The organism is Pseudomonas sp. HK3, from assembly GCF_052920985.1.
The window spans coordinates 2,088,709-2,111,193 of the sequence record NZ_JBREXD010000001.1 but is presented as its reverse complement, the minus strand read 5'-3'; the positions used below and the strand labels follow the sequence as shown (position 1 = coordinate 2,111,193).

Annotated in this window: 18 protein-coding genes, 1 tRNA gene and 1 pseudogene; 13 read left to right on the top strand and 7 right to left on the bottom strand. The window is 43.3% G+C overall.

Annotated features, from left to right (window positions below; genetic code table 11):
* Positions 1-90 precede the first annotated feature (90 nt).
* The 4 genes from ACU6U9_RS09870 to ACU6U9_RS09855 all read right to left on the bottom strand — a co-directional run bounded on the left by ACU6U9_RS09870 (position 91) and on the right by ACU6U9_RS09855 (position 3,837).
* Positions 91-843: an NAD-binding protein gene (locus tag ACU6U9_RS09870; protein ID WP_446734847.1), complete on the bottom strand. Its 753-nt coding sequence runs from the start codon at positions 841-843 to the stop codon at positions 91-93.
* Between the two features lie 124 nt (positions 844-967).
* Positions 968-2,170, bottom strand: a complete 1,203-nt coding sequence (locus ACU6U9_RS09865) for a flagellar assembly protein T N-terminal domain-containing protein (RefSeq protein ID WP_446734846.1) — start codon at positions 2,168-2,170, stop codon at positions 968-970.
* 27 nt (positions 2,171-2,197) lie between these two features.
* Complete coding sequence (locus ACU6U9_RS09860) at positions 2,198-2,827, bottom strand: LPP20 family lipoprotein (protein ID WP_446734845.1); 630 nt, start codon at positions 2,825-2,827, stop codon at positions 2,198-2,200.
* Positions 2,828-2,913: 86 nt separating this feature from the next.
* The gene (locus tag ACU6U9_RS09855; RefSeq protein ID WP_446734844.1) at positions 2,914-3,837 is read right to left on the bottom strand and encodes a DMT family transporter; all 924 of its coding nucleotides are present in this window, start codon (positions 3,835-3,837) and stop codon (positions 2,914-2,916) included.
* A 465-nt stretch (positions 3,838-4,302) separates the two neighbouring features.
* On the opposite strand from ACU6U9_RS09855, the gene traF reads away from it, so the two are divergent.
* The 3 genes and pseudogenes from traF to ACU6U9_RS09840 all read left to right on the top strand — a co-directional run bounded on the left by traF (position 4,303) and on the right by ACU6U9_RS09840 (position 8,032).
* Positions 4,303-5,910, top strand: a complete 1,608-nt coding sequence (gene traF / locus ACU6U9_RS09850; RefSeq protein WP_446734843.1) for a conjugal transfer protein TraF — start codon at positions 4,303-4,305, stop codon at positions 5,908-5,910.
* A gap of 157 nt (positions 5,911-6,067) precedes the next feature.
* Positions 6,068-7,301: pseudogene (locus ACU6U9_RS09845) on the top strand (multifunctional CCA addition/repair protein).
* The gene (locus ACU6U9_RS09840; protein ID WP_446734842.1) at positions 7,298-8,032 is read left to right on the top strand and encodes an SDR family oxidoreductase; all 735 of its coding nucleotides are present in this window, start codon (positions 7,298-7,300) and stop codon (positions 8,030-8,032) included. Before ACU6U9_RS09845 ends, ACU6U9_RS09840 begins: the two are co-directional and overlap by 4 nt.
* Positions 8,033-8,146: 114 nt before the next feature.
* Here the strand turns inward: ACU6U9_RS09840 and folK are convergent, their stop codons facing one another.
* The 3 genes from folK to tsaD form a co-directional block, all read right to left on the bottom strand.
* On the bottom strand, positions 8,147-8,629 hold the full coding sequence (gene folK, locus ACU6U9_RS09835; RefSeq protein ID WP_446734841.1) for a 2-amino-4-hydroxy-6-hydroxymethyldihydropteridine diphosphokinase: 483 nt from the start codon (positions 8,627-8,629) through the stop codon (positions 8,147-8,149).
* Between the two features lie 14 nt (positions 8,630-8,643).
* Positions 8,644-8,997, bottom strand: a complete 354-nt coding sequence (folB, locus tag ACU6U9_RS09830) for a dihydroneopterin aldolase (RefSeq protein WP_446734840.1) — start codon at positions 8,995-8,997, stop codon at positions 8,644-8,646.
* Between the two features lie 133 nt (positions 8,998-9,130).
* The gene (gene tsaD / locus ACU6U9_RS09825) at positions 9,131-10,156 is read right to left on the bottom strand and encodes a tRNA (adenosine(37)-N6)-threonylcarbamoyltransferase complex transferase subunit TsaD (RefSeq protein ID WP_446734839.1); all 1,026 of its coding nucleotides are present in this window, start codon (positions 10,154-10,156) and stop codon (positions 9,131-9,133) included.
* 266 nt (positions 10,157-10,422) lie between these two features.
* On the opposite strand from tsaD, the gene rpsU reads away from it, so the two are divergent.
* The 10 genes from rpsU to ACU6U9_RS09775 all read left to right on the top strand — a co-directional run bounded on the left by rpsU (position 10,423) and on the right by ACU6U9_RS09775 (position 22,466).
* Entirely contained in the window at positions 10,423-10,638 is a 216-nt protein-coding gene (gene rpsU, locus ACU6U9_RS09820; protein ID WP_446734838.1) for a 30S ribosomal protein S21, read from the top strand.
* 26 nt (positions 10,639-10,664) lie between these two features.
* Positions 10,665-11,117 carry a GatB/YqeY domain-containing protein gene (locus tag ACU6U9_RS09815; RefSeq protein WP_446734837.1) on the top strand — a complete coding sequence of 151 codons (453 nt, stop codon included), beginning with the start codon at positions 10,665-10,667 and terminating at the stop codon, positions 11,115-11,117.
* Positions 11,118-11,330: 213 nt separating this feature from the next.
* Positions 11,331-13,301 (top strand): DNA primase, encoded by a 1,971-nt coding sequence (gene dnaG / locus ACU6U9_RS09810; protein ID WP_446734836.1) that lies wholly within the window; start codon positions 11,331-11,333, stop codon positions 13,299-13,301.
* 120 nt (positions 13,302-13,421) lie between these two features.
* Positions 13,422-15,284: an RNA polymerase sigma factor RpoD gene (rpoD, locus tag ACU6U9_RS09805; RefSeq protein ID WP_446734835.1), complete on the top strand. Its 1,863-nt coding sequence runs from the start codon at positions 13,422-13,424 to the stop codon at positions 15,282-15,284.
* A gap of 132 nt (positions 15,285-15,416) precedes the next feature.
* A tRNA-Ile gene (locus ACU6U9_RS09800) sits at positions 15,417-15,493 on the top strand.
* A 617-nt stretch (positions 15,494-16,110) separates the two neighbouring features.
* Positions 16,111-17,037 (top strand): HEAT repeat domain-containing protein, encoded by a 927-nt coding sequence (locus ACU6U9_RS09795; protein WP_446734834.1) that lies wholly within the window; start codon positions 16,111-16,113, stop codon positions 17,035-17,037.
* Between the two features lie 174 nt (positions 17,038-17,211).
* Entirely contained in the window at positions 17,212-17,781 is a 570-nt protein-coding gene (locus tag ACU6U9_RS09790; RefSeq protein WP_446734833.1) for a hypothetical protein, read from the top strand.
* Positions 17,726-19,723 (top strand): DUF4132 domain-containing protein, encoded by a 1,998-nt coding sequence (locus ACU6U9_RS09785; RefSeq protein WP_446734832.1) that lies wholly within the window; start codon positions 17,726-17,728, stop codon positions 19,721-19,723. Before ACU6U9_RS09790 ends, ACU6U9_RS09785 begins: the two co-directional genes overlap by 56 nt.
* A gap of 851 nt (positions 19,724-20,574) precedes the next feature.
* Positions 20,575-21,774: a zinc metallochaperone GTPase ZigA gene (gene zigA / locus ACU6U9_RS09780; RefSeq protein WP_446734831.1), complete on the top strand. Its 1,200-nt coding sequence runs from the start codon at positions 20,575-20,577 to the stop codon at positions 21,772-21,774.
* Entirely contained in the window at positions 21,771-22,466 is a 696-nt protein-coding gene (locus ACU6U9_RS09775) for a DUF1826 domain-containing protein (protein WP_446734830.1), read from the top strand. Before zigA ends, ACU6U9_RS09775 begins: the two co-directional genes overlap by 4 nt.
* Positions 22,467-22,485 lie beyond the last annotated feature (19 nt).

The window sequence follows — 22,485 nt, the reverse complement described above, 5'->3', positions numbered from 1 at the left end:
GATCACGGCTTATTATCAATAAGTAACAAATATAAATCGCGAATATGGTTCCATACTCGCGATTTTTTTATTTTTTCAGCTAACAATATATTACGCTGAAAATTGTTTTTTGTGAAAGACCGAAAACGCGTCTTTTACTTGCATATCACTTGGTACATTTTCAGTGCGCACCAGCATTAAAATACTTTGCGCATAGACAGTATCTAAATTAGACGGGTGCACACACACATGCCCTTCTTTACTGATGTAAGCCAAAGGGGTGCCTAAGTTTTCTATGATCATAGCCATCATCACCTCTTGCCACTTATCACCCTCTAGCCAAAGCGGATAACGCATAATCAAATCATCAGAGCCAAGAAACATGTCTTCTATTAATATTTCAGCACCAGGGCTTTCCATCGCACGCACTAATACCTCAGGATAAGAGCGAATGGGTCGAATAATCGTTTTTACACCAATGCGTTTAAACCGATCACGGTTTTCATCATTCACGCATTCAACAATAACTCGATACGCTAAACCATGCTCTTTCATACGATGGCAAATATCAAAACTTAAACTGTCGCTGTCATCACTGTGCTCATCATCCGCCAATACAATTATGTGAGAAGCTTGTTCCATATTGGTCAAAGTGAAATCCGCTTCATGATTACCATGACCCGCAACAAAGTTAACCCCCATGTGCTCTAAGCTCATCGGCAAGCCATCAAGGTATAGATTATTCAGTAAAACAATGGGTGTTTTTTTAGTAGCAGGATTTTGGCGAATTTGACCAACTAACCGATCAAAATATATATCAGGTTCAAACTTCGGGGTATTAACAATAATAATATGGTCGTTCATAGCGCCTCCACAACAAAGGGTCACTCTCGCGCATCCCTGTGGCAAGCTTGTGAATTAAATGCTGTTTTAAGTATAGAAGGCGGTTTTCAGTCTTGCCACATGGCATGCTTACATTTCGAGAAACTTACCAAGCTACCACCACATCTTCACGCTGAATGGCATAACGCTCGGGGGTTTTATTCAACTTAGCAATAGCAAAACGCGGTTGCACCTGAGTAATTGTGGCTTTTACTTTTGTGTCTTTAAGCTGGGTAAGACCTTGTTGATCTAAATTGTAAAACGTACTGGTGCGAAAAACAGTAAGCTCATCGCCAGGGCGCATACCCACACTGCCACCTGTGTCTAAACGAATATAATCACCGGATGTATCAATGATTTTTGCCATGTAGGGCTGACACCCCAAGTTGGTATTTAGATCGTCTACCACTTTACTCAGAGCATCTTTTACATGTTGACCATAATCACTTTTCCAAAAGACAGGGGTCGCAAAACCTGTTTGCTTGCGGTCGTCATACGCCCACTCTCCAGCGGTTGCATAGGTATTTTGAAACATTAAAGCGCCGCTGATACCATCATGCACATACACATCCAGTACAAAATTACGCATGCGTTTCTCACGAGATAAACCGATCAAACTTAATGAATAATCCCATACCCGTGGCACATCGGCATCAGGGTTGATCATATCTAAATCACGAATCACACCGCTAATAACAAACTGCGCCCCCAGTTCTTTGGCAAGCTCGACCGAGTTTGTTAAACGCTGTAAATTATTTTGCGACGATGGGGCACGATCAACACTGCTAAACATTAATACATGGCCACTGTCCATTGCATGCAAACGATGGTGACCATTAATCGTATTAGCCAACACACTCGATAAGTGTTGTTCGATATTACCTAATCCGCCAAGCACCGCTTGCTTAGGTGTTTGCAATGCAAAGCCTGCAACGGCAACGGCTTTGCGATAACCATTACCTTCATTGCTCGTACATTGCCCTTCTTCAATAAATTCAGCGCGTAATTTTACTTCTAAAATACCTTGGCTGATTTTTTCTTGCAAAATACGCACATGGCGAAACTGCCCTGTGGTTTTTAAACTCATTTGATCAGACGTCACTAAACCATCCACCAGCATTTGTGATGAGTGTATCGAGCCGCCCATTTGCAACGACGCTTGACGCAGCGCATCACGAATCGCTTGATCACGACTGGTTTCCATGTCCTCAACCAGAACGGCAGAACCCACAGCCGTAATTTCTTTTGCCATTAACCCACTAGGCAGCAATAAACAGGCACTTAGTATCAATGACCCAATTGTTTTCACATTGCACCTCCTAGCATGAGCAAAAAATTAGTCGACAAAATAATGATTCGTTGCAGGAATCGCTGATTGGCTTTGCACACGGTTAACATCTTGATAGCGGCTGGTACGCATACGACCTTTGCCCGAATGCATTACTTGAGTACGGCAATCAGAATTGAAACGCATAGAGTTTTCAGTGGTTAAACAGTTACGAAAGCCTGCATCAATGACCATTTCTAAAATGGTTTCAACACTCCCATCCTCAAGCACATCAGACGACACTACTCGCGCGCCATGAATAAACGTATCAACATAGGTACGGAAGCTATCATTTTGTACAACTAAGTCTCGTACGGTAGAACTACCACTTAGTTTGGTACCATATACTCGCTCAGCCATGGCACGGTAGGCATCTAATCGACTCGCACGAATAGACATTAAGCGCAGCTGTACTTTGCTCTGGCCTTTTGCTTTTGGATTAATCGCACCATAACCCACTACACGTAAAATTAAAGGCGCCACTGGGTCAACTTGTGTTGCCACAGGTGTCATCATAGGTTCTTGCGAAATAGTGGCGACGTCATCCTCATCATCATCGTCGCCAAACCCCAACATACTGCACCCGCCTATCAGTGATAAAGACAATGTCATCACTGGCAACCATGCCAACCTATTCATGCGTTTACTCCTTCAAGTTGAGGGCCAACCTTGCCCATGCCTTGAAAGAGTTATCGGCCATACCTAAATAAATTTTAGTGCTGGTTTCAGGCTTTTTTCAAGCGTCTGCTATCAAGCAGGCGTTTTGCGACATTCGTTAATGCTCGAGAATGATAAAACGTAAGTGCAACAATAATAAAACCAGCGCCAATCCATGTACGAGCATGCAATGCTTCATTCGCCACATAGGCACCCAACAATAAAGCCAACACGGGGGTCATAATTGTTATGAGCGCAACACTTGAAGCACTCATTTTATTCAACAAATAATAATAACCAATAAACCCCGCAACCGAGCCTAATGTCGACAAATACAAAATAGCCACGATCGATGTATCGCTCACTTCATTCGGTAACGGGCCACTTAAGCACAGCCACATCACAGCATAAACCGGCGCAGACAATAACAGCGCCCCCGTTGTCTGCTCTAGCGGATGCATACTTTGCTCTGGCTTAAACACCTGCAAGCGTTGCAATAGAACTGAGCTGACACTGTGAAAGTTCACCCCTAGTAACAATACAAGTAGTGCTAAAACTAAATGCGCACCAATCGTCACGCCTTGCGCAAAAATGTAATACAACCCAAACACCGCTAGCAACATGCATAACACTTGAGTCACGCTTAGTCGCGTTTGAGGAATTAACAACAAGCAATACACACTGACCACCAAAGGCGATAAGCCCCACACCACAGCAACTAACCCGCTTGGTAATGTTTGTGCCGACCAATAGACACAGAGCATGGCCCCACTAACCGCAACGGCACCTACAAAATAGCGGTACAGTGCCTCGCGCGTTAAGCGAAACGGAATCGATAGCAGTCGCATCATCACAAAACACAATACTAGACTTAACCACATACGCATGGCTGAGGCCTGAATGTAATCAAGAGAATCGACACTTAATTTTATAAATAACGGCGTGGTAGACCAAATTAACACCACGGATAGATAAACGCTGGCGACTTTCATCGTTTTTCCTAAAGTAAAAAGGGGTAAAACATCAAGAACCGTATTCGCTGAATGTCATATTCAGCCTGTAAAGAGTATTTCGCGGAGAGTAAAACCAAAAAAACCGCGAAGACATCGCGGTTTTTGAAAAGCTAAAGCAAGTTTCAGACTTTCAAAAACACACGACAAGCTATACGTCGCAGCCATTGGCAGACACGCATCGCAGGTATGTATTTAGAAATTGAAAGCATTAAATTTTGCATGGCGAAACTATAGAGGCGTACTGCGCACCAATCAAGGGCTAATTTTGTTTTCAACGGTTTTCTAATCATTCATTCGAATTATGAACTTACTCTCATTAGGTATTACCCTAAGCTATAACACGAGCAACTACATATTCTATTACGCTCTTACCCTGAACTGGGGAATTCGCCTACATCCACTACTCTTAAAGAACATAGCTATCTTTAATTGTAGGAACCCCCGATGATAAAAATGAACCATAAAATACTATTAGGCACTGCTATTACATTGGCCTCCCTGCAACAGGCCAGTGCTGTTCCATTTGCCCCAGCAGATGCACGTGCGATGGGTATGGGCGGTACCGGTGTTTCATCAGCTGAGGTGGCCAGTACCGTTCAATTTAACCCAGCCTTACTAGCAACCACACGTGACGATGATCACTTTGGTTTAAAAATCCCACAATTCAGTTTATCTGTTGCTGATGACAACGGTTTCATTGATGAAGCTGAAGACTTTGATGAAGAAAGTAAATTTGCAACACCAGGCAGTAAAAAAACCAATATCGACCTATTAGGCGATTTGTTAGATGATGTATCGGATAACGGCCTCCCTTCACTAGAAAATGCACTTGATGATATTGATAATGCAAGTACCCCCGCACAATTTCAAGCTGCTCAGGTCAATTTAAACGCAGCGATAAACGACCTTGATGGTCAATTATTTAGTACCAACGCCACTATAGATCCTGACTTGGTGGTGTATTCAAACGCAATCGCGGGCGACCTAGACGACCTAAATAATAAAGCACTGCGTATCAACGGCGGCTTAAATATTGCGGGTGCCGTTCCAAGTAAAACATTCGCGATGGCGGTACATGCTGGCGCACAATTTACATTCTCTGGTCGCGTTATTGTGAGCGGTGACGACACTGGCGTTTTGCGTAACTATTCAGCAGCAACGTCCGCCTACTTAGGCGCTGTAAACGATTTAAGTGCCGCACTTACGGCTGTCAATACAGGTGGTGCAACAGGGGCTGAGTTAATTGCACTACAAGCTGCGCAAGAAGCTGTCGATAACTTCAGCTATGGCGCTGGTGCTGGCGAAGGCGGAACCGTTATATTTAATAACGGCGAACTGGTCGCCGATGATGCTGATCTTAAGTCAGAAATTCAAATAGTCGGTGTGGCCGTTGCCGATGTGGGCGTGACAATTTCGCGTATGTTTAATATCAAGGGCCATGACATATCATTTGGTGTTACACCAAAACTGCAAAAAGTATCTATATTTGATTATACACACCCACTTGACGGCAAAGATGAAAATGGCAATGACGTAGAGTTTGATGCCGATGATTTTGATGAAAATAAAGAAGACTACAGCTCATTCAATGTTGATTTAGGCGCGGCCTACCAATTTGGTGCCGAGAAACAATGGCAAGCAGGCCTTGTGATCAAAAACTTAATGGGCGACGATTATGAAAGCGCAGAGTATAAGTCAACGAATGGTGTCGGTGGAGCCATTGTAACTATCAGCCCAATGATGCGTGCAGGTGTTAGCCACCGCACCAGTTGGACAAAAGTCGCTTTTGATTTGGATATTACCGAAAACGACCCAGTGGCATTTGAAGACCCAACGCAATATGCCGCCATTGGTGGCGAACTTAACGTATGGCGCACCGTGCAATTACGTGCAGGTTACCGTGCCAATTTAGCGGGCTCTGGCCAAGATGTTATGACGTTAGGTTTTGGGTTTTCACCCTTTGCCTTTCATATTGACCTTGGCTTAATGGCCAATACAAGTGACCCAGAAAACGAAGCTGGCGTTGCTTTAGAGATTGGTGTTGAATTCTAAATAAACAACGATAAAAAATCCAAAAAGGCTCTTTGTGATGCACAAAGAGCTTTTTTTATGCGCGAAATCAAATTCATTTATCCCTTTTGTGCTCTAATCTTTTTTACTTTCGTATACACTACAGTCACTCAATTTATCAATTAATAGTCATACATTTATGAACATCTATCTAGTAGGTGGCGCCGTTCGCGACCAACTGCTGAACATTGCATACAAAGATAAAGACTGGGTCGTGGTCGGAGCCACGCCAGACGAACTCATTGCACAAGGCTATAAACAAGTAGGTGCTGACTTCCCTGTTTTTTTACACCCGAAAAGCCAAGAAGAATATGCCCTTGCCCGTACCGAACGTAAATCGGGACATGGTTATCAAGGCTTTAGCGTGGACTTTGGAAAAAACGTCACATTAGAAGAAGACCTTATTCGTCGTGATCTCACAATTAATGCCATAGCCCAAGACAAAGATGGCAACATCATTGACCCATTTAACGGCCAAGCCGATATTCAAACAAAAACCCTGCGCCATGTCAGCGCAGCTTTCAGTGAAGACCCGCTGCGAGTGTTACGTGTAGCTCGCTTTGCCGCGCGCTTCCATCACCTTGGCTTTACGGTCGCCGATGAAACCATTGAGCTGATGAAACTCATTAGTGATTCAGGCGAATTGAAACATTTACCCCCTGAAAGAGTCTGGGTTGAAACCCAGCGTGCACTGCATGAAAACAGTCCATGGATTTATTTTGAAATACTGAAACAATGCAACGGACTAAAAGACACCTTTACAGAATTAGATGATTTATTTGGCATCCCTTCAGCCTGAAAAACATCACCCTGAAATTGACACCGGCATTCACAGCTTACTTTCACTACAACAAGCCTGTCTATTAAGTAATGACGGCGACGTACGCTTTGCCGCATTGATGCATGATTTAGGCAAAGCAAAAACCGATCAAGAAAAATGGCCACAACATATCGCCCACGAAAAACTGGGATTAAAACCGATAAAAGCCATGTGTGATCGACTGCGTGTGCCCAATCAATATCGTGAACTCACATTAAAATCTTGTGAATTTCATACCCATATCCACCGTGCATTTGAGCTAAAAGCCAGTACTATTTTAAAAGTGTTCAAGCAATGCGACGCCATACGAAAGCCAGACCGATTTGAAAAAATGCTACAAGTTTGTCAAGCCGATGCACAAGGACGAACCGGATTAGAACATTCGCCTTATCCACAAGTAACTTATATTCAAAAAATGCTAGCCGCCTGTCATCGCGTCAACAATCAAGACATTATCGCTACCGGCGTAACAGGCCCAGAGCTTGGCCTAGCCATTGAGCAGGCTCGTATTAATGCCATACAATATCAGAAAAATACAGAGAATAACCAATGAATAAAACCGTATTAATTACTGGCGGCGCACAGCGCATTGGCGCTGCTATTGCGCGCTTATTACACAAAAATAATTATGATGTATTTTTACATTATGGCCAAAGCAAGCAATCTGCACTGGCCTTGCAAAAAGAATTAAATGAGCAACGTGAAGGGTCATGTGAATTATTCAGTGCCGATTTAAGCGATGAAAACAGCCCGATTATTTTAGAAGAGTGGTACAGCGAATTTCACCGTCCACTTGATGCACTGGTAAATAATGCCTCGCAGTTTTTTCCTACGCCTTGGCAAGATGCCACAGAAGAAAACTGGAGAACGATCTTTTCAAGCAACGTAGAAACCCCATTTTTTCTGATTCAAAAAATGCTGCCGTTTTTAAGCCAAGTTAACGGCCAAGTAATCAACCTAATTGACATTCACGCTGAACGCACACTCGAACAACATCCTATTTATAGTGCGAGTAAAGCCGCCCTTAAAAGCCTGACGTTATCACTGGCTAAAGACGAAGGTCATCACATTCGCTGTAATGGGGTTAGTCCTGGCGCTATTTTATGGCCCGGTCAAAATGACAACATGAGTAATGAATCAAAGCGTGAAATATTAAATAAAATCCCCATGAAGCGCATGGGACGCGTGGATAACATCGCCGATACCGTTTTGTTTTTATGCAATAACGACTACATGAACGGCCAAATTATTAACGTAGATGGTGGGCGAACGGTTTATAGCTAGAAGTGAGAAGTGAGAAGTGAGAAGTGAGAAGTGAGAAGGTGTTGTAGGGTGGGCACTGCCCACCGTCAACTGTTTGCGTCGGGCAGTGCCCGACCTACGCGGCACATTGACACGTCAAAGCTCGACTGGCCAAAGATTTTGTGAGTCTTTATCAAAGAAAAACCACAGGCGCCCATACGTCACTTGTAGCTCTGGATGGGTTTCATCAGCCGCAATGTCATTCATCGGTAATAGTACAAATGCATTTTTAGTGATCTCATCGCGAGGTAATTGCACACCGTCTATTTCACCGATCAAATCATCATAGGTGAGAATATCGATATCCAATGTACGCCCACTGAATTTAGGCCCTGAACGCTTGCGCCCGTATAAATCTTCAATGGCCTTAAGCTGATCGTTTAATTCGCCAACACTCAGCTTTGTTTCAAACTTTGCGACTAAGTTAAAAAAATTATCACCTGAAAAGCCCACCGCTTCACTTTCGTAAATAGGGGACAATACCAAGGCACCAAAGTGCTCGGCCAGTGCATTCAAACAACCAGAAATATTTTTGTGCTTGTCTATGTTACTGCCAATACTGACATAAACTTGAGCCATGAAATGGAATCCTTTTACTTATTCCCGCGCTCGATCATTACACCAACACCACTGGCTTGCGGTATGGCAGTTGGCTTGGCTAACTTTAACTGCAACCAAGGCACACTAAATTCGCTCATTAAAATATCGGCAATATTTTCAGCCATGGTTTCAACCAATAGAAACTCACTGCCAGATATGAAATCAATTAAACGATCACACACGGCTTTATAGTTTAATGCTTTTTCTATACTTTCTGATTGAGCCGCTGGTTTGTTATTCCACGCCATTTGTAAATCGATGCGTACGACCTGCTTGATCTCACGCTCCCAATCATAAATACCGATGATGGTTTCGATTTCTAAACCATCTATAAAAACTGTGTCCATAATATTTCCGTGAGATGCAGATTAAGAGACGGAAGATGCATCAATGTCCCACACCGCTAAATAATAAAAATCATATTAAGTCGGGCGCGGGGCACCCTCATACAAGTGTTATGACGATCAATAACGCTATTCGTTAAATACTCTCAAGCTGGTCCATGGGCCATCTTGGGTGTATCACAATTTCTTCATTATCTTTTTGCCCAGCTTTCATTCTTTGGCAACCCGCGTAGGCGATCATCGCGCCATTATCGGTGCAAAATTCTGGGCGCGGGTAAAACACTTCGCCATTTAGTTTATCCATTAAGGCATGTAATTTTTCGCGTAAATATTTATTCGCACTCACGCCGCCAGCAATAACCAAGCGTTTACGACCCGTTTGCTCTAATGCGCGTTTGCATTTAATCGCCAAGGTATCTACCGCAGCCTGCTCAAATGCTAATGCAATATCGGCTTTATCTTGCTCAGTTAAACCGGTTTCATCTTGGCATTTTGCAATGGTGTTACGCGCAAAGGTTTTTAAGCCACTAAATGAAAAATCCAAGCCGGGCCTGTCTGTCATGGGGCGTGGAAACTTAAAGCGCCCTGCTGTGCCTTGCTGCGCTAGCTTAGCAATGTGCGGGCCGCCTGGGTACGGTAAGTCCATCATCTTGGCGGTTTTATCAAACGCTTCACCCGCTGCGTCATCAATACTTTCACCAAGCACTTCATACTGGCCAATGCCTTTAACATCGACTAATTGTGTGTGTCCGCCGCTGACCAATAACGCCACAAACGGAAATTCAGGGGCATTATCTTCTAATAAAGGCGCGAGTAAATGCCCTTCCATATGATGCACAGCCAACGTCGGCAAACCCCAACTCCAAGCCAAACTGCGAGCCAAGCAAGCACCCACTAACAAAGCGCCCGCCAAGCCAGGGCCTGATGTGTAGGCAATACCATCTAATTCATCAGACGTGGTACTCGCCGCCGTCATCACCTCTTTAATAAGTGGGATGGCTTTACGAATATGGTCTCGGCTTGCCAACTCAGGTACCACACCACCATAAATGGCGTGCATTTCAACCTGACTGTACAATGCGTGGGACAATAGCCCTTGCTCAGAATCGTAAATTGCGATTCCGGTTTCGTCACAACTGCTTTCTATGGCTAAAACCCGCATAATAACCTCATATTTTTTGCGCGGGCCATTTTACGCAGCCTGCGTCCAGAACACCAGAGCCCCAGTGTTTACGGGGCCTGCTCCACATAAAACCCCTCCATAATCTATACTCGACTGAGCTTTGCAATTATGGGGTAAAGCGAGTAGAATCCCCCGCCTCGATAGGGCCTGAGTGACAAGCAAAGCACTCGGCGTCAGGGAACTGATTTAATTCTAGTGGGTGATTTTCCACCTGCTAAGTCAACTGATACACATAGGTAGATTGAATGCCACAAGTTAAAGTAAAAGAAAACGAGCCATTTGACGTAGCACTACGTCGTTTCAAGCGTTCTTGCGAGAAAGCAGGTGTACTTTCTGAAGTACGTCGTCGTGAGCAGTTTGAAAAACCTACTGCTGAGCGTAAGCGTAAAAAAGCAGCAGCTGTTAAGCGTCACGCTAAAAAAGTTTCACGCGAACAGCGTAAAATGATTCGTCTTTACTAAGCAAATACTGAATTAGAGAGACAAACATGAGTGAGCAAGGATTGGTTGTACAATTAAAAGATGCAGTAAAAACTGCTATGCGTGCTAAAGATAAGCCGCGTACGCAAGCCCTGCGTCTAATCCAAGCCGAGCTCAAACGTGTTGAAGTTGACGAACGCATCGAACTGGATGACGCTCGTGTACTTACCATTATGGATAAAATGGTAAAACAACGCCGTGATTCAATTAAGCAATATGAAGACGCTGGTCGTACGGATCTTGCTGAAGTTGAACACTACGAAGTGAGCGTTATTCAGGACTTCCTCCCAGAAGCCCTATCTGCGGAAGAACTTTCAGCCATTGTTGCAAAAGCAGTGGCTGAGGTTAATCCATCAGGTATGCAAGACATGGGTAAAGTCATGGCGCTAGTGAAACCTCAAGTTCAAGGTCGTGCCGATATGGGCGATGTTAGCAAACTTGTAAAGGCCAGTTTTGCTTAATTAATTACCTCAAAGCTATTATATCGCTTAAGACGCTTATTAATTTGGCGCTTTTATTCTTGCTTTTCCTATGCAACTAAAGCACCTCATCTGACGTTATTTGATTAACTTTTAGTCATGAAAACCCCCAAAGAAACACTCACTTGGTGTATTCTAGGGCGGACTTTTAGTATCAACCTTAATAGAAAAGTGCAACGTAGATAGGTTTGAATCGTGACTGGCCGTATCCCCCAAAATTTCATCGATGACCTACTTTCCCGCGTTAATATCGTTGATGTGGTAGATAGTCGTGTTCGCTTAAAAAAAGCGGGCAAAAACCACCATGCCTGCTGCCCTTTTCACAGTGAAAAAACCCCTTCGTTCACCGTCGCATCAGATAAACAATTTTATTACTGCTTTGGCTGTGGCGCGAAAGGCAATGCCATTGGCTTTGTCATGGAATACGACCATATTGATTTCCCTGAGGCCGTCGAATTATTAGCTGGCACAGTAGGTCTAGAAGTCCCAAAAGAAGAAAGCAGCCCTTTTCAGCAAAAGCAGCAGCAAGAACGCGCATCGCACTACGATCTAATGAGCAGTGCCAGTGAGTTTTATCAACAGCAATTGCGCTTTCATGCTGAAAAAGACGCCCCCGTTAATTACCTTAAAAAACGTGGACTATCGGGTAAAGCAGCCAAATTTTTTGGTATCGGCTTTGCGCCACCTGGCTGGGACAATTTAAAAAGCACACTGGCCACCGATGACGACAAGCTTAAAGGCTTAATCGACACTGGCATGCTGATCAGCAAAGACGATGGCAAGTGCTATGACCGCTTTCGCAATCGTGTTGTGTTTCCCATTCGTGATGTACGCGGACGCACCATTGCATTTGGCGCGCGCACACTGGGCGATGACAAACCCAAATATCTAAACAGCCCAGAAACCACCATATTCAATAAAGGCCATGAACTGTACGGCCTATATGAATGCCGCCAAATTCGTCAGCCATTAAAACGATTTGTTGTGGTCGAAGGTTACATGGACGTGGTCGCGCTACATGAGTTTGGCGTTCATTATGCCGTTGCCACATTAGGCACCGCCACCAGCACCACGCACCTGCAAAAATTATTTAAAATTGCACCGGAAATTGTCTTCTGCTTCGACGGTGATGCAGCGGGTCGCAAAGCGGCTAAGCGCGGGCTAGAGCTCGTACTGCCCGTATTAGAAGACGGCCAACAAATTCGGTTTATGTTTTTACCCGAAGGTGAAGACCCAGATACAGTGGTACGCAAAGAAGGCAAAACTGGGTTTGAACAGCGCCTACAATATGCCCAAGGCATCAGTGAGTTTTTACTGCAAACCATCAAACAAGATATTGATGACAGTGAAAGCCTAGAGGGCCGCGCACGCTTGGCAAAATTAGCCGCCCCCATGATTCAACAGATTCCAGGCCCCGCCCTTAAGAGCTTATTTTGGCAAGCCCTAGCAGAAGAAACCCGCCTAGAAAGCCAAGAACTAAAAGACATGGGCCAAGCAGAAGAAAACATCACCTTAATGCGCGAGCAACAACGTGAAAATCAAGTGAGTTACACCCCAAACTCAGCAACCGATCACACCGAGCAGCATTACGAAAACGCGCCAAACCATCATGATGATGAATATGCTCAAGCACCGGCTCAAGTACCTGAACACCCACTTATTAAACAAGCCATTGCATTAATTTTGCACGCACCTCACGTTGTACAAAGCTTTGGAGATCTTGCCTTTTTACAAACGTATGAAGGCCACTACAGCCAACTATTACAACGACTTATCGAGCAACTGCAAAGCTCACCACAGCAAACACTATTAGATGCACTGAGCTTGCTCGCCACAGACGGCGACTACCAAGAATATAAAAGCTTAACCGAACAACACAATCGCAGTGACGGCCATTTAAGCCAAGAGCAAGTCGCCACCGATTGTTTAAGCCAGTTACGTTTAAAAACAGCCAAGCAAATGAAGGCTAAATTAATTCGCCAAGCCGCAAATAAAGGTGGCTTTAAACATCTACAATCAGAAGACCTGCAGATGTTCCAATGGGCGAGTGCGATACTCGATCTGAACCTTTTACACACAAAATTGATCAAAGCAGGAGGAAGACTTGAGTCACTCAGCCAACAGGAGCAGGGCGAATATCGCCAATTAACAGAGACAACCCCTTGAAAGGGTAAAAAATAACCCCATTATCAATCACTTAATCACATCAGTGCTGGATAACCCGTAACCAGATGATTATAATTACGGGTTCGATTCGCGTACAGTACAGGACAACATAGGGTATATATGGCCGCCACACAACAGTCCCGTCTTAAAGAGCTCATAGCCAAAGGCAAGGAACAAGGTTACCTAACCTATGCTCAGGTAAATGACCACCTTCCAGATGACATAGCCACACCAGAACAGGTTGAAGATATCATCCGCATGATCAACGACATCGGTATTACCGTTGCCGAGGTTGCGCCGGATTCCGATACTATGATCATGGGCGACAACAACACTGATGAAGCAGCAATGGAAGAAGCCGCCGCGGCACTTGCAGCTGTAGAAAGTGACGTAGGCCGCACCACTGACCCAGTCCGCATGTATATGCGTGAAATGGGCACAGTTGAACTTTTGACCCGTGAAGGGGAAATCGTCATAGCCAAACGAATCGAAGAAGGTATTCGTGAAGTAATGGCCGCCCTTTCTTATTTTCCAGGCTCAGTACGTAAAGTATTAACCGCCGTTGAAGAATCCATGGCCGACGAAGAAATTAATCGTCTTGGTGATGTTTTCAATGGTTTCATCGACGCAAGCGACGACGATCCTGTACCTGCAACACCTATCTCTGCAGAAGCGAAAGCTGAAAAAGAGAAAGAAAAAGAAAAAGAGAAAGAAGAGTCAGGTGATGACACTGAAACAGAAGACGACGATGACACCTCAGACGCCCCTACTGGCCCAGACCCAGTCGAAGTTAAGCGTCGTATGGCTGAAATCGACAAACAGCTTCTAAAAACAGAAAAAGCCATCGAAAAACATGGCCGTGGCAGCAAGCAAGGCGACAAAGAAAACAGTCTTCTTGCCGAACTATTTGCACCCATCAAACTATCACCAAAGTACTTTGATGAGCTAGTAGGCAATGCACGTGACAACCTTGATGCAATTCGCGGACAAGAACGTCAGCTAATGACCATCTTGACCCGTAAATGCAAAATGAATCGTCAAGAGTTCATTAAATCTTACCAAGGCAACGAAGGTAATATTGCTTGGGTAGCGGGTTTAATCGAAAGTGGTAAAAATTATTCTGAATCTGTTGCAAACAACAAGTATGACCTTGAGCGTGCGCAGAAAAAAATTGGCCAAGTAGCAAAACGCGTTGGCATTCAGATTACCGACATTAAAGAAATTAACCGTCGCGTGAGCATCGGTGAAGCCCGTGCTCGTCGTGCGAAAAAAGAAATGGTTGAAGCCAACTTACGCTTGGTAATCTCCATTGCGAAAAAATACACCAACCGTGGTTTGCAGTTCTTAGATTTGATCCAAGAAGGCAACATTGGCTTGATGAAAGCGGTAGACAAGTTTGAATACCGTCGTGGTTATAAGTTCTCAACTTACGCCACATGGTGGATTCGTCAGGCGATTACGCGTTCGATTGCTGACCAAGCCCGTACCATTCGTATTCCGGTACACATGATCGAAACCATCAACAAGCTGAACCGTGTAAGCCGTCAAATGCTTCAGGAAATGGGCCGCGAAGCCACCCCTGAAGAATTGGCAGAACGCATGGACATGCCTGAAGATAAGATTCGTAAAGTCCTTAAAATTGCCAAAGAGCCAATCTCCATGGAAACGCCAATCGGCGATGATGAAGATAGCCACCTAGGTGATTTCATCGAAGACATAAACGGCTCTAGCCCAATCGACCACGCCACCGAAACAGGCTTGGTCGATGCGACACGCGGTGTGCTAAGCGGTCTTACGGCTCGTGAAAGTAAAGTACTGCGCATGCGCTTTGGTATCGACATGAACACTGACCACACCCTAGAGGAAGTGGGCAAGCAGTTCGACGTCACCCGAGAGCGTATTCGTCAGATTGAAGCGAAGGCATTACGTAAACTACGCCACCCAAGTCGTAGTGATCACTTGCGTTCGTTCTTAGATGAGTAAAAACATCTAAAAATCATAGACTTAACACTATGAAAAAAGAGCCAAGGTCTTTATAATCTGAGGCTCTTTTTTATTGCCTAGAACATTAAGGTAATTAGAAAGATTCACAATGACCATTTCTTTGGTTGTTGCGGGCCCATAGCTCAGTTGGTTAGAGCAGCGGACTCATAATCCGTTGGTCGAGTGTTCGAGTCACTCTGGGCCCACCATTTTTACCTTTCTGAAATTTTTTCTGTTCGGCCAAGCTCACTCTGAGTGCATTCCTAGATAACTCGATCATATCGATCATTTTATTATCTTCCACAAGATAACTTGAGCAATCCTTACCTTCACTTGAATACAAACTTAGTCTACAAGCCAGATTATTACTGAGTTTCAAGACAACTTGAGCAGGCTTCCGCACACATTCATTCACTCTGATCTATGTATTATTATTAAAACTAACGATTAAAGTTGATACTATTATTGTCGTTAACAACCTTTTCAACAATCTCTCGTAGAACGGGGATTAGCGAAATAAAGTTGAGTTACATCTTAATGAGAACAGCATGAAGAGTTAGTTTTACTATTCTGGTCATCGCATTCCAATTTTTCATCACTCTAAGGAGAGTGTATGACATTTAATACCAAGATATTTGAACTGAAAGCGCTTAGAAAAACCATTAACGAACTCGAAAAGTTGCTCGTTCATTCAAAAGCTGTACTGCTAAGTGCAGGAGCTAGTCGGTGTGTGAATTTGCCATTCACGAATGAGCTAATAGCAGCGGCTCTATATAATAACAAGCTCGATATAATCTGCATCATCAGGTATAAGGATGAAGCTTAAGTGTTTGAAACCTTCATAAATAAGCTTAAAAAATCAGCGCTTTCCGACGATGCTAAGAACCTGATAGCGGCTTGCGGTGCTATGGAGCATGCTGATAAAGGCTTAGCCTCAGAGGTCACTGAATATATTCTTACAGGGGAAGCGGAGAGTTGTATAACGAGAATTTCAAAACTCGAAGAGGCTTTTGGCGGTTACCCTCCCGGAAAACTCATCATGTTGAAGCCAGATGAGAAGTACGAGGAGAAGAATGAAAGAATCTTCCAGGGTATGTCTTTATTCCTATCGTCAACAACGATTCAAGACCCGAATATCTTACATCGGCTAAGCCTAGTGTTTAATGCGTGTGTTGGTGATCATGAATTTCATGACAAGCAAACCGAGATAAAAGGTTGGTTTGGCAATATGTTGGACCTCTTTAATAAGTATTCTGCACGTTGTAAGGGCGATAGCCGTTACCGAATTCAGTGTCCTGATCGATCTACCTTGCTTGATTTGGCACACCAATTTGGAGTTCCTGAGGATGTTGTTGATGCATTCATTCTTGAGGGGGGTCTGGGAGGGTACCGTAACACTGGAGTGTTTATACCGTACTTAAGGCAGACAACAGATTGGCTGAATCTGTTAAAGTCTCCTACGTACCAGAAGAAGGTTCCATTGATGAAACCTTCAGCTAGAGCAGCGCTTTGTTATCAATTAAAAGAGACTAAAAATACGCTGCCCTCTTATGTCGTGCCAGTGACAGCTCAACTCTTAACCGATAAATCCAAAGACGTTCGTAAGGCTGCTGCGGGCTTTTTAGGAAGAGTTCCTGCCAGTGAGCTTGTGGCGTATTTGACTAGCAATTACCTCTCTGAAAAATCTGATGCCAGAAAGCGATGGGTATCTTTAGCATTTGATCTTCCTGACGGTGAACAGATTTTACAATAGTGGTTAAAATCTGAAGGGGTATCATCAGTTGCTGAGCTTATTAAAGGTAAGCTTGTACAGCTTGAATCAAAAAAGCAATCGAACCCAGTTCATAGCGGTCCTATCCCTGAATATAAACCAGATACCCGACCTCCAGCCGGTTGGCATAAACTGATTCGTCAATCGTTGAATAAGATGATATCAGACGAACAGAGCAATATTTCTCGGTTAACTGAAAAAGCGAATCGCTTGTCGCAAGTTTTGTCAGAATATCCGCTAAAAGATGGATTGGCTAACCGTGATTCTGAAAGACAGGCATATGAAACAGTTCAGTGGAACTGTTATCACGCAGAAAAAAGATTATCAAAATATATTAGTATCAAAGACAAAGATATAGAACGTTATTTGGCATTTATCGAACACGGTGGAGATGTTTTTGAAGATGATTCAATAGCAGATGCTGCCAGAAGATCTGGAGTATATGACGATGATAGTATTAATTTTCTTCAGAATATCAGGCAGTTATGGTGTCTTGGGTATGGCAGAGGCAGTTCCTACTGGGAAGTAAAGTTTGATCATTTGCTGGAAAAAGATATAACCGACTTTCGGCAGTTAGTGCTGATCTATCGGCAACATCATCAAGATGAATCAGGGATTATTAACCGTATTCTATACAGCGGTTCCATGGCATCAAAGTTACCCTTCTCTTATGAAAAGGTATCTGTATGGCAGTTTTTTTTCCGACAATCCGGAATATATCGATAACGGATTAAAGGGGGTATTAGAAAAAAATGGCTACTATGATGAGTCGGAAGTTATTTCAAGAACATTGTTTTTACTTGGCTTATTTCCTTCTATAACTAGAAACTGGGAGATTCAACTTTATCAATATGCTTTGGGTAGCAATAAAGCTTATCAAAAGCTAGCTCAAAATATCGCTGAAAAACTTGGGTTAAAAATTCAGTATCTCTTTGATGGTTTGTGTTCAGGCAATAAGGAATGTCGGACTGTTGCTGCAAAGTGGCTTGGAAAGCTAAAGTATCAACCAGCGGCTGAGCCTTTATATAAATCTCTGAAAAAAGAAAAAGATCTCACTGTCAAAGCAGTGTTTCTTGATGCTCTTGAAAATATCGGTGAAGACATATCAGATTTTGTTACCAAGCACAGACTGCTGTCTGAGGCAGAGGATGGTTTGAAAAAATCAATATCGTCTGCTTTACAACAATTTCCGAGGCAGGATATTCCGGACTTGTATTATCAAGATAAAAGCCAGGTTCCGTCTGAGCTTATATTTTGGTGGTTTGTATTGTCCGTAAAGTTAAAACAGCCTGAAGGAAACAATCTGCTGCAGCGATACAGCGGGTTACTCGATGAAGAGAGCCGGAATAAACTGGGTTTGTTTCTGTTTTCTACATTTATCTCAATGGATACTCAAACTGCCCTTTCAGGGTCAGCGATAAAGGAAAAAGGCATGCTGGGCTTAATCCCAGCGTTGGATGGCAATACTGCACTTGCGTTGTTAAAGCCTTATATGAAAAAGCACTATCTTCGCCGTGCTCAAATTGAAGTCATGCTTTTAGTCATCAGCCGGTTTGATGATGATGTCATTATTCAGTTTTTAATGGCGACAGCCCAGCGTTACCGGACTGAATCTATACAGGAGTTTGCACTCAGTCTTGTCGAAAATATTGCGCAAAAACGGGGTTGGAGTCAGCAACAATTGGCAGAGCTCACTATACCCAGTGCCGGGCTGGAAAAGGTAGATCAAGCGACCGTGTTTGATTATGGGCAGCGTCAGTTGTCGCTGACCTTAACGAAGGACATAAAGCTGCAACTAAGCAATGAAAAACAGGAAGTTATAAAAGCTTTACCCCAACCACGGCTGGATGATGATAAGACCGAGCTTAAAGAAACTAAAAAGTGGTTTACTGCCTGTAAGAAAGAACTGAAACAAACCATTGAACAGCAGCGCAATCGTTTGTTTGAAGCGATGATATCAGACCAGCGATGGTCAATGCTTGATTGGCAGCAGCGCCTTTATGCTCACCCTGTCATGAACAGATTATTACAATACGTCTTATGGCAATTCAAAGGGGATGATGGCTGGATTAGTTTTCACGTAGATGAAAATGGTGAGTTAACTTCCCTATCAGGTGAGCGGTTATTCGCACGAGATGATCTACAAGTACGTGTCTTGAGCGCTAATCAGATATCAGAGGACGAATGCTCTCTCTGGAAAGCGTACTTGAAAAAGCAAAAGACTAAGCCTCTTTTTGAACAGTTAAACCAAGCAGAGACTGACATTGAGCCTGACATTGAGCCTGACAAAAAGAGACTGGATCAATTTTATGGTTATGTGACGGACAGCTTCTCCCTGAACAACGTCATGGAAAAGTTGGGGTACAAGCGAGGATATTTTGATGATGATAAATCGAGATTTTTCGAATATTACAAAGGCTTTGATTCACTGGGGATAACAGCTGTACTTGAATTCAGCGGTAGCTTTTTCCCTATGTTTGAAGAGCCCGTAGCGATCTTCGCGGTAGACTTTGTTTATCACGACAGTCGCAAGCCTTATCCAAGGGATTCGAGAACGGCTTATATCGAAGATATCCCGGAGAATCTGTTGAATGCGATTGCTCTTGATTACAATGCGGTTGCAGCTAAGTGCCAGTACGATGCTGATTGGCAGAAGAAAATATTTTGATGCTGTTGGTCGCAGACTCCGCCATACAGATCTGCCTGCTGTGAGCTATCATGGCGGGAAAAAATTTCCGGTAGTGCCCGTGAAATATAAAGATCTACGCGACTTATCAAAATACTGGAAAAACGCGGTGAACTGAAACGCATCAGCTACCAGGTGGATACCTATCTGGCGCCAGTTGATGTGGTGTGGAAAATCATAATAGAGAATGGTCATCACTTTAAAGCAATCGGCGATAAGTTTGGACCATTTACCGCAGCCTATATTAAGAGTGGCCAATACAATGAAAAGTAGAGTAGCCTGCATCTGGTGCCGGAGAAGTGGAGCCGTGAATCAGGAGTTAAAAGCTGAATAATTTATTTTTGTTCAACCTTGCCTTCCTGCTCTGGTAAGAACCCGTTGAATATCTACATACACACTATCAGGAACAAAAGATCAATCTACTGATTCCCAAGCTAGAGGAAACCATTGATTTTAATGCTAATAAAAAGAAGTCGTACCTCAGTGGCAAGAGGCAATGAACCACAAATAAACTTGTTTGAGCCAGTAGGCCTGACAGCGGCTAAAGTGTGAATACTCTTCTAAAAGGCTTTCTAAAGGAGAATCTTTTAAATCATAGCACGATGCTAAATTAAACTAATGAAATCCATAGTACCTCAATATCTTAAAAATTTAGAAAAAAGTGCTCGAGTTATCTAGTTATTTACTCACTTTGTGCCTGTCCGCACATTTCTTTTCTCGTTCAGCCATAATTTTCTCTCATGATACTGCGAATAGTCTTTACAGCTAAAAATGATACGTTGTATCATATCTAAATAATTAGGCCATACTATATTTGAACTGGAGTAATACTCATGACGAAATTACCTGTGACTGTGCTCTCTGGGTTTCTGGGTGCCGGCAAAACAACCGTACTCAGCCATATTCTCAATAACCGTGAGGGTAAAAAAGTAGCGGTTATCGTAAATGATATGAGTGAAATCAATATTGATGCGGCTCTTGTTCAAAACGAAGTATCGTTAAATCGCAGCGATGAGAAACTTGTTGAAATGAGCAATGGTTGTATTTGTTGCACGCTGCGTGAGGATCTTCTAATCGAGGTGAACAAGCTTGCACACGATAATCGATTTGATTATTTAGTGATTGAGTCCACTGGGATTTCTGAGCCACTTCCCGTTGCTGAAACATTTACCTTTGCCGATGAAGACGGTGTGTCATTATCGGATGTAGCAAGGCTAGACACCATGGTGACGGTTGTCGATGCTGTCAATTTTTTAAAAAATTATGACGAAGCTAAATCATTACAAGAGACCACAGAATCATTAGGTGAAGAAGATGAGCGCAGTGTCGCCGACTTACTTGTCGATCAAATTGAATTTGCCGATGTTATTTTAATTAGTAAAACAGATTTAGCCTCAAGCGAAGATGTGGGCCGACTAACTGCCATTATTAAAACGCTCAATACTCACGCTAGGGTCATCCCCATCACTCAAGGAAACGTCAATATTGATGATGTTTTAGATACAAACCTGTTTAATTTTGAGCGTGCACAGCAAGCACCTGGCTGGTTAAAAGAAATGCGTGGTGAACACGTACCTGAAACCGAAGAATATGGCATTAGTAGTTTTGCCTATGTGGCACGCAGGCCTTTTCACCCAGAAAAATTTCATCAATTTTTACACAACATGGAACCATTTGGAAAATTACTGCGCTCGAAAGGTTTTTTTTGGTTGGCTACTCGCCCAGAGTTTGCAGGGCAATGGAGCCAAGCTGGCGGCATCGCTCATTATGGTTTTGCTGGCATGTTTTGGAAAGCCGTTCCAAAATCCAATTGGCCGACGGATGACGAGTATTTGGCATCCATACAAGAACAATGGGTAGAACCTTTTGGCGATATGCGCCAAGAGTTAGTATTCATCGGTCAAAACATGAATCAAGCCGCCATGAGTGATGCGCTTGATGCCTGTTTATTGTCTGAAGAAGCGGTACTAAAAGGTAAAGCATATTGGGCAACTCTTAGTGATCCTTTCCCGACATGGGAGCAAGTAGCATGAATTTAGCCGCGCCTCTTTGTGAATCACCATCAACCAAATCAACTATTCAACCAATGAGTTTCCCACAAGCTCAAGCTGGGGAATACCCAGATATATTAGCGGATATTTATCGTAAGGATTCAAATATTGTTATTTGGCAAAGAACGCTTTCTGACAAATTAGCATTAGCCGTCAATGACATACTCGATAAAAATGCCAGCCTGCAAACACAGCTTGTCGTCAGCCCTCAATATGCCCGCGCCAAAATTAATAAGGCACTCGGAAATACAGAAAGCTGCGATATTTTAAGTGAAGACATAGCCGAATTAGTTGATATGTTTTGCAGTTTATTTGACCTGAAATTTGCGGGCTTAAGATTAACAGCGTTAAGTCATGCTATGTGCCCACGCTTTCATGTGGATAAAATTCCTTGTCGCTTAATAACAACATACCAAGGAGTCGGATCACAATGGTTACCTAATAATCGCATTGATCGCACTAAGCTAGGTGCAGGCAATCAAGGCAAGCCCGATGAGCTGTCAGGTTTGTTTAGCAAGATGTCTGATATTCAACAATTAAAGCAAGGGGATGTGGCATTATTAAAAGGCGAACTCTGGGAGGGGAATGAGGGCGCTGGGTTGGTTCATCGCTCTCCTCAATTATCCAATGACGCTCGCCGTTTATTACTAACGCTAGATTTTTTCTATTCATAAAAAATAGTGATAATGGAAT